Source organism: Dactylosporangium sp. NPDC000244 (assembly GCF_040300725.1).
GTDB lineage: Bacteria > Actinomycetota > Actinomycetes > Mycobacteriales > Micromonosporaceae > Dactylosporangium.
The window spans coordinates 1-18,020 of record NZ_JBEPEH010000058.1 but is presented as its reverse complement, the minus strand read 5'-3'; the positions used below and the strand labels follow the sequence as shown (position 1 = coordinate 18,020).

Below are 18,020 nucleotides of genomic sequence, written 5' to 3'. Positions count from 1 at the left end.
GGCACTAGATCATTGCCGGATTGTTACCAAGAAACGATCGGCGGGACTGGGCAGGATCGCCACACTGGAATAAGTTGGTCGTCACAACAAACCTGGCCTTGCGGCAGTGGTTCCAGTAGCCCCTCGGAGGCAACATGATGTCGGTGACAAGGGGGCTCGAGGTATGAGCACCGCACCGGTTCTGCTCGAGATGCGGTCCATCACCAAGGAGTTCCCGGGCGTCAAGGCGCTCAGCGACGTCAACCTGGTGGTTCGCGAAGGCGAGATCCACGCGATCTGCGGCGAGAACGGCGCCGGGAAGTCGACGCTGATGAAGGTGCTCAGCGGCGTCTACCCCTACGGCTCGTACAGCGGCCAGATCTTCTACCAGGGCTCGGAGAGCCGCTTCAACAACATCCGGTCGAGCGAGAAGGCCGGCATCGTGATCATCCACCAGGAGCTTGCCCTGGTGCCGCACATGTCGATCACGGAGAACCTGTTCCTGGGCAACGAGCCCCGGCGCAACGGGGCCTACGACTGGAAGGGCGCCAACCGCAGGGCGCACGAGCTGCTGGCCCAGGTGGGCCTGCGCGACGACCCCGACACCCTCATCAAGGACATCGGCGTCGGCAAGCAGCAGCTGGTGGAGATCGCGAAGGCGTTCGCGAAGGACGTCAAGCTGCTCATCCTCGACGAGCCGACCGCCGCGCTCAACGAGAACGACTCCAAGCACCTGCTCGACCTGCTGCGCGAGTTCAAGCGGCAGGGCATCACCTCGATCATGATCTCGCACAAGCTCAACGAGATCGAGGAGATCGCCGACTCCATCACGATCCTGCGCGACGGCAAGACGGTGGAGACCCTCGAGGTCGGCGCCGAGGGCGTCAACGAGGACCGGATCGTGCGCGGCATGGTCGGCCGCGACCTGGAGAGCCGCTTCCCCGACCACACCCCGAACATCGGCGAGGTCTTCTTCGAGGTCCGCAACTGGACCGTGCGCCACCCGATCTCGGCGGACCGGCTGGTCTGCAAGAACTCGAGCTTCAACGTCCGCCGCGGCGAGATCGTGGGCTTCGCCGGCCTCATGGGCGCCGGGCGCACCGAGCTGGCGATGAGCCTGTTCGGCCGCTCCTACGGCGTCTACCAGTCCGGGCAGATCTTCAAGGACGGCCAGGAGATCCAGCTCAAGTCGGTGGCCGAGGCGATCAGCCACGGCCTGGCGTATGTCAGCGAGGACCGCAAGTCCATCGGGCTCAACCTGCTCGACGACATCAAGACCTCGATGGTCGCCGCCAAGCTGTCGAAGATCACCCGCCACGGCGTCATCGACGAGGTCGCCGAGCACAAGGCGGCCGAGGAGTACCGCAAGGCCCTGCGGGTCAAGGCCCCCACGGTCGACGAGGGCGTCACCAAGCTCTCCGGCGGCAACCAGCAGAAGGTCGTCCTGGCGAAGTGGATGTTCACCGACCCCGACCTGCTGATCCTCGACGAGCCGACGCGCGGCATCGACGTGGGCGCCAAATACGAGATCTACGGCATCATCCAGCGGCTCGCCGACCAGGGGAAGGGCGTCATCGTCATCTCCTCGGAGCTGCCGGAGCTGCTCGGTCTGTGCGACCGCATCTACACGGTGTTCGAAGGCAACATCACCGGTGAGGTCCCCCGCAGTGAGGCCAACCCGGAACTCCTCATGAAGCAGATGACCTCTACGAAGAAGATGCCGACGCGATGAGCCGATTCAAGGACCTCCAGAAGAACCTGTTCGGGGGCACCACCTCGAACGCCCGTCAGTTCACGATGATCTTCACCCTCGTGGCGATCATCCTGCTGTTCCAGTGGCTGACCGACGGGCTGACCCTCAACTCCGGCAACCTGATCTCGCTGACCCAGCAGTACGCGTACATCTCCGTGCTGTCCATCGGCATGCTCATGGTGATCGTCGCCGGCCACATCGACCTCTCGGTCGGCTCGATCGCCGCGTTCGTCGGCATCATCGTGGCCAAGTCGATCCGCGACGGCGGCGTGCCGTGGTGGGTCGGCATCCTGATCGGCCTCGGGGTCGGCGCCGTGATCGGTGCGTGGCAGGGCTTCTGGGTCGCCTACATCGGCGTGCCCGCGTTCATCGTCACGCTCGCCGGCATGCTCATATTCCGGGGCGGCAACCAGTACATCGGCAACGCCGAGACGGTGGCGGTGCCCAAGGCGTTCACCCAGATCGGCGCCGGATACCTGCCGGAGTGGGGCCCCAACACGGGGTACAACAACAGCACGCTGATCCTGGGCCTGGTCGCGTGCCTGGCCGTGGTGTGGCGCGAGTTCCAGTCGCGCAAGACCCGCCGCCAGATGGAGGCCGAGCAGAGCCCGATGTGGGTGTCGGTCCTGCGCATGGCCATCATGGTCGCCGTCATCGTGTTCGCGACCCTGCGCTTCGCCGGCGGCCGCGTCGGCACCAGCTTCCCGATCTCGGGCTGCATCCTGGCCGTGCTGGTCATCGCGTACTCGTTCTACACCCGCAACACCGCGGGCGGCCGGCACATCTACGCGGTCGGCGGCAACGCCCGCGCCGCCGAGCTTTCCGGCGTGAAGCTGCGCCGCGTCAACTTCTTCGTCATCATGAACATGTCGATCCTGGCCGCGCTGGCCGGCATGATCTTCGTGGCCCGCTCCGGCGCCTCCGGCCCGCAGGACGGCCTCAGCTGGGAGCTCGACGCGATCGCCGCCGTCTTCATCGGTGGCGCCGCGGTCGCCGGCGGTATCGGTACCGTCAGCGGCTCCATCGTCGGTGGTCTGGTCATGGCCGTGCTCAAGAACGGCCTGCAGCTGCTGGGCATCGGCACCGACCGCGAGCAGATCATCCGCGGCCTGTTCCTGCTGCTCGCCGTCGCGCTGGACGTCTACAACAAGAGCCAGGGGCGGTTCTCGATCATCGGATCGATCATGCGCCCCTTCCGTCGGCAGGAGAACACCGATCCGGCCGCGCCCAACCAAGCCGGTCAGGAGTCCATCAAGGCTCCGGTCGGCGGCTGACCCACCCGCCGCAACCGCGGCAGACGCCCCTATCCCCAGTAACATCCCGAAAGAAAGGGCTTTACAAGCCATGCGCAAGTTCCTCACCAGGAGCCTCGCGGTCAGCGCCGTCGCGCTGGTTGCGCTGAGCACCGCCGCGTGCGGCAGCAGCGACCGCGACGACTCGTCCACCGGCGCCTCCGGCGGCGCGGCCAAGGGTTTCGCCAAGGACGCGCTGATCGGCGTGGCCCTGCCGTCGAAGACCTCGGAGAACTGGGTCCTCGCGGGTGACCTGTTCACCAACGGCCTCAAGGACGCGGGCTTCAAGTCCGACGTGCAGTACGCCGGTGCGTCGACCACGGTCGCCGACCAGCAGTCGCAGATCTCCTCGATGGTCACCAAGGGCGCGAAGGTCATCGTCATCGGCGCGACCGACGCCGCGCAGCTGGGCACCCAGGTCAAGCAGGCCAAGGACTCCGGCGCGATCGTCATCGCCTACGACCGGCTCATCACCGGCACCGCCGACCTCGACTACTACGTCGCGTTCGACAACTTCAAGGTCGGCCAGCTGCAGGGCCAGGCCCTGCTGGACGGCATGAAGGCCAAGAAGCCGACCGGCCCGTGGACCATCGAGCTGTTCTCCGGTTCGCCGGACGACAACAACGCCGGTGTCTTCTTCAACGGCGCCATGGACGTGCTCAAGCCGCTCATCGACAAGGGCGACCTGATCGTCGGCTCCGGCCAGAAGGACGTCAAGCAGACCGCCATCCAGGGCTGGAAGGCCGAGGGTGCGCAGTCGCGCATGGACACCATCATGACCTCGACCTACGCCAAGGGCGACAAGACGCTGGACGGCGTCCTCTCCCCGAACGACACCCTGGCCCGCGCGATCATCACCTCGGTGAAGGCCGCCGGCAAGCCGGTCCCGGTCGTCACCGGCCAGGACTCCGAGGTTGAGTCGGTCAAGAGCATCATGGCCGGCGAGCAGTACTCCACGATCAACAAGGACACCCGCAAGCTGGTGGCCGAGACCATCAACATGGTGAAGGCGCTCCAGGGCGGCGGCGAGCCGACCATCAACGACACCAAGTCCTACAACAACGGTGTCAAGGTCGTCCCGTCCTACCTGCTCCCGCCGGTCATCGTGACCAAGGCGAACGCGGCCGAGGCCTACGCCAACGACCCGAAGCTGTCCCCGCTCACCAAGTAAGACACACCGGCAACAGCGTCGTGGGTCCCCGGAGCGCCTTTCCGGGGACCCACGCGCGTTCCAGCCAAGACACAGGCCCCGTCGGCCCGGACCCAGTCGGCCGGCGGCGGCGCCAGGAGGCGTGAAGCGTGTCCTCCTCGACCAGCCCGCAGGAGTCGGTGCGCCGGCAGAACCTGGGGGCCCTGCTCCGCTACATCCACGTCCGCGGCGCCACGTCGCGGGCCGAGCTGACGAGCCGGCTCGGCCTGAATCGCAGCACCATCGGCGCGCTCACGGCCGATCTCGCCACCGCCGGTCTGGTCGACGAGGGTGTACCGCACGAGACCGGTCGCGCCGGCCGCCCCTCGATCGTGGTGCGTCCGCGGTCGTCGCGCGTGTACGGGTACGCGCTGAGCCTGGAGCTCGACCGTCTGCGGGCCGCCCGCGTCGGGCTCGGCGGGAAGGTCCTCGACGGCCGCACCGCCGAGCGCCCGCCCGGCCCCGACCCCGCCCCGACCATCGCCGCGCTGGCCGGCTTCGTCGCCGACATGCAGCGCACCGCGCCCACCGACGCCGTGCTCGTCGGCTCCGGCCTCGCCGTGTCCACATCGGTGCGCCACCACCTCGGCTGGGCGGATGAAACGATCGAATCCGAGCTCGCACACGGCCTGGCCGCCCTCCGGCCCCGGCTCGGCCCCTCGGCCGGCCCGTTCCTGGGCGGCATCGCCGACCTCGCCGCCCTGGCCGAGCACACCCGCGGCGCCGCGACGGGCGCCGACAACGTCATCTACCTGCACGGCGACGCGGGCATCAGCGCGGGCATCATCGCCGGCGGCCGGCGCATCACCGGCTACGGCGGCCACGGCGGCGAGGTCGGCCACATGGTCGTGAACCCGTCCGGCCGGCTGTGCGGCTGCGGGTCGCGCGGCTGCTGGGAGACGGAGATCGGCGAGCGCGCCCTGCTGCACCTCGCGGGCCGCCCGGTCCCGACCCCGGGCGCGGCGGTGACGGCCGCGGTGCACGCCGCCCGGTCCGGCGACCCGGACGCGAGCGCGGCCGTGGCCCACGCGGCGGACTGGCTCGGCTTCGGCGTGGCCAACCTCGTGAACATCTTCAACCCGACGGTGGTCGTCTTCGGCGGCACACTGCGGGAGTTGTACCTGACCGGCGCCGACCACGTGCACAACCGCCTCTTCACGATGGCCCTGCCGGCGTGCCGCGCCCACGTGGCGCTGCACACCCCCCAGCTCGGCGACGACGCTCCCCTGGTCGGCGCGGCGGAGCTCGCGTTCGAGTCCCTGCTGTCGGACCCCCTTTTCGCCGGCCGCCCGTAGCCCGCTCAACCTTTCCAGCCGCTCCCGCGTGCATGCTGTGACGGCGTCCGACGGGAGGCGGCAGGCGTGCCGGGTGATGGCTTCGAGCAGTTCGTGCGGGTCCGGTACACGGAGCTGCTGCACACCGCGTACCTGCTCACGGGCTCGCCGCCCGCGGCCGAGGACCTCGTGCAGACCTGCCTGCTCAAGATCATGCCGAGGTTCGAGCGGATCGCGGAGCCGATGCCGTACCTGCGCCGGGCCATGGTCAACCAGCGCACGAGCTGGTGGCGGGCGCTGCGCCGGGAGCTGCTGAGCCCCGAGCCGCCCGACGATGCGCGGCCCGACCCCACCGGCGCGTTCGCCGAGCGCTCGGCGCTGGTCGCGGAGCTGGCCCGGCTGCCGGAGCGGATGCGGGCGGTGCTGGTGCTGCGGTACTGGGAGGACCTGTCCGAGGCCGAGACCGCCGAGGCGCTCGGCTGCTCGGTCGGGACGGTGAAGAGCCAGGCGTCGCGCGGGCTCGCGCGGCTGCGGGTGCTGCTGGAGTCGGGCGACGCGCAGAGGAGCGAGCGATGAGCACCCTGGAGGAGCGGCTCCGCGAGGAGATGGCGCGCTCGGTCGCGGGTGTTCGCCCGGCGCCGGACCCATACGGCCGCCTCCTGCGCCGCCGCCGTCGCGGTCACTGGCGCTGGGGCGGCGCGGGCATCGGGGCCGTGGTCGTCGCCGCCCTGCTCGGCACCCAGGCCCTCACGGCGAGCAGCCCGAACCCGGCGCCGAGCCCGACGCCGACCCACGCCACGTCCGGCTTCCGGCCCACGCGGCCGCTGAGCGTGTGGACCCGCCAGATGATCGCCGCGCCGACCCGCGGCGACCTCGCCGGCGACACGGACCTCGTCGAACAGCTGGGCACCGCGCTGGACGACGCGCGCACACGGCTGCGCATCCCCGCCGGGTTCGACCGGGTCAAGGTGTTGTACCTCGCCCGGGCCGGGGACGAATGGGCGTGGGGCGCGGCGTTCTACAACAGCGACGAGGCCCTGTTCCACGCGGCGTCCGGCCCGGCCGGCGAGCCTGTGCGCGAGCTCGTCACGCGCAGCCGGGTCATCTCGGGCGGCGACCTGTCGGAGTTCATGGCGGTCGGCCTGCCCGGCGACTACTCGGTCGCGTTCGCGCCGCCCGGCTGCGACCTGGAGGTCGCCGAATCGAGCACCGTGCGGCCCGGCGGCACCGTCGAGCACACCTGGGCGAGTCACGGCGGCTTCACGGTGCTGCCGGCGTCCGGCCATCTGTGGCGGGTCACCTGCGCCGGCACGGTGCGCGCGTTCGCCTACCGCACCTTCGCCGACCCGCGGCATCCGGTCACGCCACCGCCGCCGGTCGAGCGCGGCACCGCCGACGCGGAGACGACCGCCGCGGCGCTGACGAGCTGCCCGCGCGTGCCCGGCCTGGAGGTGCGCTCGTGGCGGGTGCTGTGGGGCGGTACCCCGCCGGGCGAGCGCCGGCCTACCGTCGTCATGCTGGGGATGCTCGGGGGCCTCAACGAGGGCGCTGCCGAGGTGTGCGCGGTCACCGGCACCGGCGATCCGATCCTGGTCGGCTATGTGCACGGCGAGCCGCCGCCGGCGAAGATCAAGGACTTCCCCACGGCCCGGATGACCACGGCGCTCGCCGCGTCCGACGCGCTCGTCGTGGTGCGGCTGCCGCACGACGAGGACGTGGCGCTGTCGGACCGGCTGCTCGTGGTCGCCCCGCCGGGCGCGACCCGGCTCCAGGTCGGCGGCCGCGACCGGCTGACCCTCACCGGCGGCGTGGGCGTCGTCGAGGCCCCGGTGCCGGCGAGCCTGAGCATCGAGGCGCAGGACGCGTCCGGCGCCGTCGTCGCCCGGGCCACGGTCGCGGAGCCGGTCGGCGCGCAGTGGTTCACCGTGGGCGAGCCGACGTTCTGGAACTGGGACTGACCGGTGCCTCAGCTCACGTAGTCCTCCAGCAGCGCGGGCGTGAGGCCGGCGCCGGCGATGGCGTTGAGCACGGCCAGGAAGTCGTCGACGAACGCGGGCCGGAAGTGCATGAGCACGATGTCGCCCGCCTTGACCTTCTGGCCGGCCTGGTAGCGCACGATGCCCTTGTCCGTCGTCTCCTTCCAGTAGAACGCGGCCTTCATCCCGCAGTCGTGCACCACCCGCAGGGTCGTCGCGTCCTTGTCGCCGAAGGGCGGCCGGAACAGCAGCGGCCGCCGACCGTAGAGGCGGCCCAGCTCGTCGGCGGAGCCGCAGATCTCGTGCTTCTGCACCTCGTAGGACTTGCCCTTGAGGTCGGGGTGGGAGATCGTGTGCGCCTCGATGACCGCGCCGGCCTGCTGCAGCTGGGTGAAGTAGCCGGGGTCGGACTTGATCGCGTTGATCTCCAGGAACAGCGTGACGGGCACGTGCGCGGCCTCGAGCAGCGCGAGCGCGTGCGGGTCCTTCGTCCAGCCGTCGTCCATCGTGATGAACGCGACGGGCTGGTCGGTCGGGATCGCGCTGTACCACCCCGCGGACGGGCCGGCCGGGACCGTGACCGGCTTGGGCGCGGGCGCCGGGCCGAAGTGCGGGATCCGGGCCAGCTGCGCCGAGCTGAGCCCGGATCCACCGGGCACCTCCGGCCTCGAGGCCGTCACCGAAGGACCGGGCCGCCCCTGGGCGGGTTCGCCGCCATGGGCTGCACACCCGGACGCGAGCAGTGACACGGCGACGAGGGCCAGGAGACGTGACCGCACCGCCCAAGTCTCGGGGGCGGCGCCCGGGCCGGCCTCGGTGCCGTCCCGCACCCCGGTTGCGGGTTTCCCGCAGTCAGTGGTGATGCGTGTAGTCGGGCTGGGCCGGATCGCCCGGGTGCTCGAAGCCGGGCATGAGCCGGACCCGGGCCGCGCAGCGCTCGTCCAGCCAGCGCGTGAAGTGCCGGTCGCGCGCCTCGCGCAGCAGCAGGGCGGCGATGGCGTCGCGGCACTGCGCGTAGGGCTCGTGGTGCCGGTCCCGGTTGCGGTCCCAGTAGTCGCGCACCCGCTCCTCGCCGACCGTCACGTCCGCGGTCACCGCCGCGTAGACGTCCGGGCGGGCGGCGAGAACGGCGGCCACGACCCCGCCGAGCCGCAGCGCCCTGGGCAGCGTCGGCGGCAAGGTCGGCGGCTCGGCGGGCGGGGCCGCGGGCAGGCCGAGGTCGCGCGCCTCCTGCTCCACGACGGCGGTGGCGGCCAGCAGCTGCACGAGCCACCGGCGCAGGTTGCGGCCCTCGGCCGAGCCCGGGTGGGGCAGCCGCGCCGCCAGCGGGCCGGCCCGCATGCCGGCCAGGCGCGCGTCGACGTCGGCGACCGTGATGGGCACGTCACCGACCAGGGCGGCGATCACGGCTCGACCGTCACGGTGACGGGCTCGGTGTAGAACAGCGCCCCGGCGTCGGCGATCCGGGCCAGCAACCACCAGGTGCCCGGCGGATGCCCCTCGGGCACGCGCACCGCGAACTCCACCGTGGACCCGCCCGCGTGCACGGCCGGGGTGCGGACGAGCTCCCACGTGTGCCACGGGCCGATCAGATGCACCTCGGCGTCCGGCGCGGACGTGTCGAGCCGCAGCACCGCGGTGTCGCCGCGGCGCAGGCGCAGCGCGGGCGGGGACAGGGTGCCGGACACCGCCTCGTCGACGCCGCCCGGCAGCCGGGCCACGTCGTAGACCCCGGACGGCAGCGCGGCCCGGAGGCGATGCGGGCCCGGCGCGGGATCGGCCGGCGGGGTGACCGCGATCGGGAACTCGGCGTGGCCGCCGGGCGGAAGGTCGAAGTCCAGCGACGGCGGCGAAACCGTCCAGCCGTCCGGCGGGGTCAGCTCGACGGTGCCCGTAGCCCCGGCGTCCACCAGGCTCGAGGACACCGTGACGCGATCGGGGTCCACGAAGACCGACAGCGGCATGTTCCCGATCGGCGCCGGGCCGGTGTTGTGCAGCCAATAGCGCGAGTAGGCGGCCTGCGGCGCGGCGACGGCGGCGGGCAGCGACCGGCCGACGCCGAGGAGCATCTGGCCGATCCCGGCACCATCCAATGTGGACGAGTCCAGGCGGTCGCGCTCCAGCAGGTCCACCGCGCGGGCCGACAGCACCGGGGTCGGCAGTCCGATGTGGACGTCGGCCGGGGAGCCGGCGGACTCGTAGTACCGCGCCAGGATCGACGACACCGGCCCGGGCACGCGCCCGGACGCGAGCGGGTCGCCCGCCGGCTTCAGCGCCGTGAGCACCACTGTGGACGGTGAGACGGTGACCAGCCGCTCCTCGGCGGGCGGTCCGGGCGGGGCGAGCCGGGCGTGCAGCGGGTGGTTGACGGCGTGCCCCGCGGCGACCAGCCCCGCGGCCCGCCAGTCCCCCGCGCCCGCCACGATCGCGTAGTCGAACTCGTGCGTCCAGTGCTGCTGCTGGAAGGTGGACCCGTCGGGCGCGGTGCGGCGGGGCGGGTCGATCCACACGCCGGACGGCCAGCCGGTGCAGGAGCGGATCAGCGACAGGTGCAGGGCGCCGCCGGGGTCGACGGCGAAGCCGGGCATCCCCCGGTTCACGATGCCGACGGTGTAGTCCTCCAGCTGCGGGTCCGGGTCCCCGTCCGCCGCCGGGGCCGTGATCGCGCCGGTCTGCGCCAGCTCGGCACAGACCGCGGCGACCTCGGCCGCGGCGAGGACGAGCACCGGCAGGTCGCGGGGGCCGGTCAGGTCGGCGTTCGGCGTCCACACCTCGGTCAGCGGGCGCTCGGCCGGGAGCCAGCGGCGCGGTACATCCGGGGCGTCCTCGATGCGGAAACGCACGTCGGGGAGGTTGGAGTCGACGGCGAGGGAGCCGTAGCGCGGGCCCTCGGCGCTCGAGCAGGTGGCCGTGACCCCGCGCCGGACGAGCGCCAGGGCCAGGTCGCGCGCGGCCGGCCCGCCGCCGATGATCTCGGCGACCCCGATCGCGCGGGTGTGCCCGCCGGCGCGGACCCGCGCAGTCGAGGACAGCGCGAACCAGTGCTGCGCCGGGTTGTCGAGGGTCCAGGGCGCCGGGCCGGCGTCGGTGTCGATGAGGCCGAAGCCGCGGCCGACCACCGCGTTGCCGACCTCGCTGACCGGGAGCGCGCCCGGGATCGCCGCGGGCCAGCGGACGCGGACGAGGTGGTCGGCGCCGGCGAACTCGTCGAGCCGGGTGCGCACGTCCAGGCGGGGCACGCCGCGCCACAGGGTCAGGATCTGGGTGTACCGCGCCGGCCCGACCGCCCCCGTGACCGTGACGCGCTCCCCCACCGGCCCCGCCTCGACGGTCACCGACAGCGCCGGGGCGTCCGCCGAGCCCACCGCCGGCGGCCCCTTGGGCAGCAGGTGCCACGGCCCCTCGTGCACCTCCGGGTGGGCCGGGTACTCGTCGTACACGAGCAGTTCGTTGCCGACCCGCCCCGCCGCGAGCAGCTCCCGCCCGGCGGCCAGGTCCACCATGGACGAGACGGTCCCGCCGCGCGCGGGATCGACGGTGAGGCGGAAGGCCTCGTTCTCGATGGTCAGACCTTCCCGGGCCGTCCAACCGTCCACTGTGGGCAGCTCAAAGGTCTTGTAGCCGACGCCCGGCACGTCCGTCGCGAGGAACTGCACGCCTTCGGCCCGCACGATGTCCGTGCGGGTCCACGAGGACGGGTTGAAGACCACCACCCGGCGCGGGCCGTCCCCCGAGGGCAGCCCGGCGACGAGCGCGTCCAGGGACTCGTCCAGCACCCCGGAGGCGAGGTCGTGGGCCTGGCGCCAGCCGGTGAGCAGGTCGAGGTACACCTGATCGGACTCCGAGCCCGTGATCCCGTCATGGTGCGCGCCGAAGACGAGCTGCCGCCACGCCATGTCGATCCGCTCGTGCGGGAACGCTTTTTGCAAAACGCCGAGTGCCGCCAGGGTCGCGAACATCTCGGCGTCGGTCAGCAGCGCCTCGGTGTGCCGCTGCGCCTGCTTGGTGTCGATGAACGACACGTCCTTGCCGGTGTAGATCGGGTTCATGTCCCGGGTCTGCGGCGAGAACCCGCTCGCCTGCGCACGCACGGCCGCGAAGAACTCGCGCGGCAGCCCGCACACGAACCGCGGCCAGGTGTAGCGGGCGTTCCAGTCGCGGTGGATGTCGACGACCCACTTCGCCGGCGGGCTGTAGTCGGTGCCGACCGGCAGCAGGATGTTGCGGGTGCGGGCGACCTTCTTCAGCAGCAGGAAGAGCCGGTAGATGTTGTCCTCGGCGGCCTGCAGCGTCGGCTGCCCGTCGATGTGCCAGCCGGCCGAGTAGTGGGCGGGCATGTAGTGGGTGAGCACGCCGAGCCCGTTCGGCGACAGCCACTCGAACTCGGCGTCGAACTGCATGGTCGACGGGTCGCCCCAGCCGCGCTCGCCCGGCGTGTACGTGGTCAGCATCGGGCCCCACTGGTGGAACGGCCCGCGCGCCCACGACGAGGAGTCCAGGCCCGCGGCGGCGGCCAGGCCCGGGAAGTTCGGGTCGTGGCCGAACGCGTCGAGCTGCCAGGCGGTGCGCGGGTCGCCGCCGACGACGTCGCGCTGGAAGCCGATGCCGTAGCGGAAGTTGCGGATCGTGGTCTCGGCCAGGGTCAGGTTGGTGTTCGGCTCGTTGTAGGTGCCGCCGACCAGCTCCAGCCGGCCCTCGGCGAGCAGGCGCCGGATGTAGGCGCGGTCCTGCGGGAACGCGTCCCAGTAGGGCTTGAGGTAGTCCAGCTCGGCCAGGACGAACTTGTATTCGGGGTGCAGGCGCGCGGTTTCCAGATGCAACCGAACGAGTTCGAAGCCGGTGCGCTGGAAGTCGCCGCGGAACTCCCCACCCAGCAGACCCGGCTGATCCCAGGTGGCCGTGTATGCGGCCTGGGTGTTCCACCACACCGGGTCGTAATGGAAGTGCGAGACCATCCAGACGGTCCAGCCGGGCTCGGCCACCACCAGATCGGCGTGGCCGGTCGCACCGCCCGCCTCGACCGTGATGGGGATGACCGTCCCCGGTGGGGCGTCGACGCTGACCGGCACCTCCCCCGTGCCCTCCCCGAAGACGCCGTCGCCGCGGACGGTCGCCGGGCCGTCGGCGTCGGACACCCGCACGACCTGGCGGTCGCCGATGAACAGCTCGGTGGACTCGATGCGCATGCTGTGCCTATCCCTTCACCGCACCGGTGAGGCTGAACGCCCCGCCGAACACCCTCGACAACACCGAGTACATCAGCACGACCGATGCCGAACGGCATCGAGGACGTGGCGAACCCGTTCTGGTCCGGCATCACCCGCGGCGCCGAGGACGTGGCCCGGCGACACCGGCACATGCTCGTGGTGGGCAGCACCCGGCAGAGCTTCGACACCGAGCGGGAGCTGCTGCACGACCTGGTGCCGCGGCGGCGGGTCGACGGGCTGCTCGTGGTGCCGACCTCCCATTCGCAGCGCGCGCCGCACGACGAGCTCGCCGGCTGGGCGCCGATCGTGTTCATCGACCGCGTGCCCGGGCGGGTCGCGGCCGACTCCGTCGTGCTGGACAACCGCGGCGGCGCCCGGATGGCCGTGGGACGGCTGCTGCGGCTGGGGTACCGCCGCATCGCCTACATCGGCGGCGACCCCTCGGTCGGCACGGGCGCGCGGCGGCTGGCCGGCCAACTCTGGTTAATCTTCTATATGTCTATGTATCATTGCCGAGCCCTCAACTAGCCGCGCCACAGTGTGGTGGCGGGGTGTGCCGTGCCCGCACGCCGAGAGGACATCGTGGCAATGACCGAAGTACCCGCGCAAACGCTGCCGTGCGCCCACCGCCGGGCCCTGCTCGCCGGTCTCGGCGGCCTGAGCGCCGCCGCCCTGCTGGCCGCCTGCGGCGACAGTGACGCCACCGCGAAGGCGCCGGCCGCGGCACCGCCGGCCCCGGCCGAGTCGTCCGCCCCTGCGAAGACCACGGTCGGGGACACCGCCCAGGTGCCCGTCGGCGGTGGCATCGTCGCCAACGGCGTGCTGATCACGCAGCCGGTGAGTGGAACTTTCAAGGTGTTCGACGCCGCCTGCCCCCACAAGGGAATCCTGGTGACCGCGCCGCAGAACGGCATCGCGGTCTGCCCCGCGCACCAGTCGAAGTTCAGCATCACCGACGGCTCGAAGATCGACGGCCCGACCCCGACGGGCCTGAAGCTGCTCAAGAGCGAGGTCGACGGGACCTCGATCGTGCGTCTGCCCGACTGACCGGGCGACGGCGGCGGCCCCCGCCCGGGCCGCCGCCGTCAGTCCGCCGCTGTCAGTGCGCCGCGACCCGCCCGGCGGGGGCCTGGCCCAGCGTCGTGAGCTCCTCGGCCGGGACCGGGCGGCCGTAAAGATAGCCCTGCGCGTACTGGTAGCCGAGCCGGCGCAGCGCCTGCGCCTGGGCCTCGGTCTCGACGCCCTCGGCGACCGCGCGCAGCCGCAGCCCGTCCGCGATGCCGATGAGCGCCTCGGCGATGACCGAGCGGGCGCCGGCCTCGGTCACGTTGTCCACGAAGGACTTGTCCACCTTGAGCACGTCGACCGGGCAGGTGCGCAGCAGGCCCAGCGAGGAGTGCCCGGTGCCGAAGTCGTCGAGGGCGACCTGCACCCCCAGCCGCTTCACCTCGTGCAGCTCGTCCAGCGCGGAGCCGCCGTCGAACACCGCCGTCTCGGTGACCTCGACCATGAGGCACGCCGGCGGCAGGCCCGCGGCGCGCAGCTCGTCGCGCAGGCGCCCGGCGAACCCGGACTCGCGCAGCTGGCGGGGGGAGACGTTGACGGAGACGTACCGCAGCGCCTCCGGCCCGAGCTCGCGCCGCCAGCGGGCCGCCTGCCGGCACGCCTCGGCCAGCACCCACTGCCCGACGGGCACGATCATGCCGGTGCGCTCGGCGGCCGGGATGAACAGGTCCGGCCGGATCAGGCCGCGCTCGGGGTGCACCCACCGCACCAGCGCCTCCACGCCGACCGGGCAGCCGTCGTCGAGACGCACGATGGGCTGGTAGAACACGCGCAGCTGGCCGGTGTCCAGGGCGGTGCGCAGCTCGGCCGCGATCCGGGCCTGCTCGGCGCCGCGCTGGTCCATCGCCGGGTCGTAGGCGACCTGCCGGCCCTTGCCCTGCACCTTGGCCGCGTACATGGCCACGTCCGCGCGCCGCAGCAGCTCCCCCGCCGTGGTGCCCGGGCCGCCGACCGCGACCCCGATGCTGGCCTCGACCACGAGGGCGTGCCCGGACGCGTCGAGCGGGCGGCGCAACCCGGTGGCGAGGTTGCCGAGGAACCGCAGCGCCGCGGGCTCGTCGGCGGCCGGGAACACCAGCGCGTACTCGTCGCCGCCGAGCCGGGCCACGAGCGACCCGGGGTCGACCAGCTCATCGAGCCGCCCGGCCACCGCGCGCAGCAGGGCGTCGCCGGCCCCGTGCCCGAGGTCGTCGTTGATCGCCTTGAAGTCGTCGATGTCCACGAGCGCGACCGCGATCCGCGCCTGCTCGGTCAGCGCGCCGGCCACGTGCTGGCTGAGCAGGCGCCGGTTGGCCAGCCCGGTGAGCGAGTCGTGGGTGGCCTGCCAGGCGAGCGTCTGCACGAGCCCGGTGTTGTCGCGCAGCACGGTCAGCTGCCGCGAGGCCACGAGCACCAGCAGCACGACGGTGCCGGCGGCGACGCCGAGGATGTCCCCGCCGCGCATCCAGGCGTCGGCGAGCAGGAGCACGCAGGTGGCGGAGACGGCCGTGTAGGACACGAATCCCGGCCGCTCCCGCCGCGCCGGCGTCGGCGGGGTCGCCCGGGCGGCGCGCCGCTGCCGGTCCGCGGCCAGCCCCAGCACGAGGCACGTGACGGGCAGGATGATGGGCGTGCCGTTGAGGTAGGGCCGCGACTGCAGCAGCGGCGCCAGGGACCCGCCGAGCGCCCCGACCCCGCCGGCCGAGGCGAGCAGGTACAGCGCCCGCCGGTCCAGCGGCCCGGTCCCGGTGAACGCGATCTTCACGAACGCGAAGACGCACACGGCCGCGCAGGCCAGCAGCGACATCACGGCCCGCGCCCCCGTCGCGTTGCCGCCGGACCACGCCTGCCAGTCGCTGAGCAGGAAGTGCCACGCGAAGGTCATGACGGCGACCAGGACGGTGGCCGAGTCGAGCCCGAAGCGCAGCCACTCCCCGCGGGTCCGCCGCGCCCCGGGGATGCGCAGCATCGCCCACAGCAGCACCGCCAGCCCCGCGACGTAGATCCCCGCGGTCAGCGGCCCGACGTGCTGCGGCTGCACGATCCCGCGCAGCATGTCGACGCCGTTGCTGATCCCGCCGAGCCCGATGAAGGTCATCGCGATCGCGACGTGCCGCCAGAACCGGGCCGCCCCGGGCGCGATCCCGTCCGCGGCGGCGGCCCCCAGGCAGCCCGCCACGGCGAGCCCGACCGCGAGCGGCACCGCCACCCAGCTGACCAGCTCCGGCGTCGGGTGCAGCAGCCCGACCCCGAACCAGATCTCGGCCACGACCGCGAGCGCCCCGGCCGCGATGAGCAGCCGCGTCGGTCGCCAGGTCGCCACCCTCTCCACGCCGCCGAGATCGGCACCGCGCCGCCGTTCATGAACATTCCCGCCCTATGGCCCCCGAATCCGCGTAGCGTTGACAATGCGGGAGTCGGTTCGGCCGGGCCCGAACGGTCGCGCCGCTAGTTTTCCCGGCATGGAACTCGTGAACGTCATCGACGCCGCCGTCGACGAGGTGCTGCGCACGGCCGCGGCGTGGCTCGGGTGGGACGGGCGCCCCGTGCGCTTCGACGGCAACGCGTGGACGCCGCACAAGTCGCTGCGGCGGGTCACCGACCACCTCATCGACCACCTCGCCGAGATCGAGTGCCGCCTCGCCGGGCTGGATCCGCTCCCCGACCACTGGCACGGCCGCGCCGTCACCACGCACGCGGACTTCGCGCGGTTCACCGAGACCGACCTCGAGGAGGCCACCAGCCGGCTGACGAGGCTCGCCGTCTCGTACCGGGCCCGCCTGCACGGCCTGCCGGAGGCGACGCTGGACGAGCGGCCCGGCCCGGACACGTGGACCCTGCGCGAGGTCGTCCACCACGTCGCCGGGGTGACCTACTATGCGCGAGCGATGGCGGGCGATGCATGATGGTCGCCTAGGATCGGACGCATGGTGACGGCCAAGCCGGCGGCCGGCGGCGGTCGCTGGGTGGAGATCTCCCCGGAGCGCCTTCGGGGCTGGCTGGACGGCTTCTACGGCCGGCATCAGGGCGCCGACGAGGATGGTCTGACCCTGACCGGCACGAGCAACGGCGACAAGGCGACCCTGCACCCGCCCCCCGGCCTGGACGCGGCCGAGGACATCGACGCGCTGCTGCGAGGGGTCGCCTCCCCGCCCCGCATCGGGCTCCTCCTGGCCCGCAAGGGCGCGATGGCGGCCGGGATCGCCGACGGTACGGCCATCACGTCCTCGAAGGTCGAGCGGTTCCACGTCCACGGGCGCACCGCCGCCGGCGGCTGGTCCCAGCAGCGCTACGCGCGCCGGCGCGACAACCAGTCCGACGCGGTCGCCGGCAAGTTCGCGGACATCGCCGAGCGGGTGCTGCTGCCCGAGGTCGCGAGCCTCGCCGCGCTCGTCTGCGGCGGCGACCGCGGGATGGTCGACGCGATCCTGGCCGACCGGCGCCTCGCCGCCCTGGCCGCGCTGCGCCACCCGCACCTGCTCGAGGTCGCCGAGCCGCGCCTGACCGTCCTGGAGGAGGCCGCGGTCACGGCCCGCAAGGTGCGCATCCACCTGGTGCCGTAGACGAACGGGCCGCCCGGCGGGATGCCGGGCGGCCCGTTTGCGGTGCGGTCCTACGGGAAGTTGATCACGTTGTGCGGGACGACCGCGCTCGGCAGGGCGGCATCACCGGTGTCGTTGATGACGTGGGTGATGGAGCCCTTGCCCAGGGAGACGGTCAGGATGTTGTGGAACTTGACGTTGGCGTTGACCGGCGTCTCGTAGGAGTGGTACGCGGCGATGGATTCGTCGCTGGTGAAGACGCAGTAGCTGCCCATGCCCCACGCCTCGTGCGAGGTGACATTGTTGGCGACCTTGTAGGCGGCGTAGCCGGTGATCCCGTCGTGGGACCAGGCGGCGGCCGACGGCGGGTCGTAGGGCAGCTCGTTCTGGAAGAAGATGGTCTTGCCGCCGTTGCCGTTCCAGATGACGTTGTACTTCTCGAAGTGCTCGACGAACAGGCCGTAGGCGGTCACGTTCTGGCCGTTGACGATGAGCCCGGTGTCGGAGGGGTTGGAGGTCCAGCCCGCTCCGGCGCCGTGGTCGGCGCGCCAGGCCCAGATGTGGTCGATGATCGTGTTGTTGTTGTTCACGATCAGCGCGTTGGTGACCTTGGCCGCGCCCGCGCCGCCGACGCGCAGGAACACGTCGGAGATCAGGTTCGGGGCACCGGCGTGGTTGCCCGTCGCGCCGTTCGGGCCGACCTGCAGCAGCGCCGGGGAGTTCGTCGGGCCGGCGTCGAAGAGCAGGCTGGCGATCTTGACGCC

General features: G+C 72.4%; 15 protein-coding genes. 10 read left to right on the top strand and 5 right to left on the bottom strand.

The window, feature by feature from the left end:
• Positions 1–163: 163 nt before the first annotated feature.
• The 6 genes from mmsA to ABT369_RS51595 all read left to right on the top strand — a co-directional run bounded on the left by mmsA (position 164) and on the right by ABT369_RS51595 (position 7,445).
• On the top strand, positions 164–1,711 hold the full coding sequence (mmsA, locus tag ABT369_RS51620; protein WP_350624928.1) for a multiple monosaccharide ABC transporter ATP-binding protein: 1,548 nt from the start codon (positions 164–166) through the stop codon (positions 1,709–1,711).
• Positions 1,708–3,006 (top strand): multiple monosaccharide ABC transporter permease, encoded by a 1,299-nt coding sequence (mmsB, locus tag ABT369_RS51615; RefSeq protein WP_350624926.1) that lies wholly within the window; start codon positions 1,708–1,710, stop codon positions 3,004–3,006. The genes mmsA and mmsB overlap by 4 nt, the downstream gene beginning before the upstream one ends.
• A 70-nt stretch (positions 3,007–3,076) precedes the next feature.
• Positions 3,077–4,195 (top strand): substrate-binding domain-containing protein, encoded by a 1,119-nt coding sequence (locus ABT369_RS51610; RefSeq protein ID WP_350624924.1) that lies wholly within the window; start codon positions 3,077–3,079, stop codon positions 4,193–4,195.
• Between the two features lie 128 nt (positions 4,196–4,323).
• Entirely contained in the window at positions 4,324–5,508 is a 1,185-nt protein-coding gene (locus tag ABT369_RS51605) for an ROK family protein (RefSeq protein ID WP_350624922.1), read from the top strand.
• 66 nt (positions 5,509–5,574) lie between these two features.
• A complete protein-coding gene (locus tag ABT369_RS51600) occupies positions 5,575–6,063 on the top strand; it encodes a SigE family RNA polymerase sigma factor (RefSeq protein WP_350624920.1) in 489 nt (162 codons plus the stop codon).
• Complete coding sequence (locus ABT369_RS51595) at positions 6,060–7,445, top strand: hypothetical protein (RefSeq protein ID WP_350624918.1); 1,386 nt, start codon at positions 6,060–6,062, stop codon at positions 7,443–7,445. Before ABT369_RS51600 ends, ABT369_RS51595 begins: the two co-directional genes overlap by 4 nt.
• 8 nt (positions 7,446–7,453) lie before the next feature.
• Here the strand turns inward: ABT369_RS51595 and ABT369_RS51590 are convergent, their stop codons facing one another.
• From ABT369_RS51590 to ABT369_RS51580, 3 genes are all read right to left on the bottom strand, one after another.
• A complete protein-coding gene (locus ABT369_RS51590; RefSeq protein WP_350624916.1) occupies positions 7,454–8,143 on the bottom strand; it encodes a polysaccharide deacetylase family protein in 690 nt (229 codons plus the stop codon).
• A 172-nt stretch (positions 8,144–8,315) separates the two neighbouring features.
• Complete coding sequence (locus ABT369_RS51585) at positions 8,316–8,870, bottom strand: DUF7158 domain-containing protein (protein ID WP_350624914.1); 555 nt, start codon at positions 8,868–8,870, stop codon at positions 8,316–8,318.
• Positions 8,867–12,649 (bottom strand): glycoside hydrolase family 38 N-terminal domain-containing protein, encoded by a 3,783-nt coding sequence (locus ABT369_RS51580; protein ID WP_350624912.1) that lies wholly within the window; start codon positions 12,647–12,649, stop codon positions 8,867–8,869. Before ABT369_RS51580 ends, ABT369_RS51585 begins: the two co-directional genes overlap by 4 nt.
• 84 nt (positions 12,650–12,733) lie before the next feature.
• On the opposite strand from ABT369_RS51580, the gene ABT369_RS51575 reads away from it, so the two are divergent.
• Together ABT369_RS51575 and ABT369_RS51570 are read left to right on the top strand one after the other, a co-directional pair.
• Complete coding sequence (locus ABT369_RS51575; protein WP_350624910.1) at positions 12,734–13,198, top strand: substrate-binding domain-containing protein; 465 nt, start codon at positions 12,734–12,736, stop codon at positions 13,196–13,198.
• Positions 13,199–13,258: 60 nt separating this feature from the next.
• On the top strand, positions 13,259–13,717 hold the full coding sequence (locus ABT369_RS51570; RefSeq protein WP_350624908.1) for a Rieske (2Fe-2S) protein: 459 nt from the start codon (positions 13,259–13,261) through the stop codon (positions 13,715–13,717).
• A 52-nt stretch (positions 13,718–13,769) separates the two neighbouring features.
• On the opposite strand, the gene ABT369_RS51565 is transcribed toward ABT369_RS51570, so the two are convergent.
• Positions 13,770–16,037 carry a putative bifunctional diguanylate cyclase/phosphodiesterase gene (locus ABT369_RS51565; RefSeq protein WP_350624906.1) on the bottom strand — a complete coding sequence of 756 codons (2,268 nt, stop codon included), beginning with the start codon at positions 16,035–16,037 and terminating at the stop codon, positions 13,770–13,772.
• A 139-nt stretch (positions 16,038–16,176) separates the two neighbouring features.
• Between ABT369_RS51565 and ABT369_RS51560 the strand changes: the two genes are divergently transcribed.
• Positions 16,177–16,620 (top strand): DinB family protein, encoded by a 444-nt coding sequence (locus ABT369_RS51560; RefSeq protein ID WP_350624904.1) that lies wholly within the window; start codon positions 16,177–16,179, stop codon positions 16,618–16,620.
• A 21-nt stretch (positions 16,621–16,641) separates the two neighbouring features.
• Positions 16,642–17,277, top strand: a complete 636-nt coding sequence (locus ABT369_RS51555) for an acVLRF1 family peptidyl-tRNA hydrolase (RefSeq protein WP_350624902.1) — start codon at positions 16,642–16,644, stop codon at positions 17,275–17,277.
• Between the two features lie 50 nt (positions 17,278–17,327).
• Here the strand turns inward: ABT369_RS51555 and ABT369_RS51550 are convergent.
• The coding region (locus ABT369_RS51550; protein WP_502891936.1) for a pectate lyase-like domain-containing protein at positions 17,328–18,020 on the bottom strand (693 nt) is incomplete at its 5' end.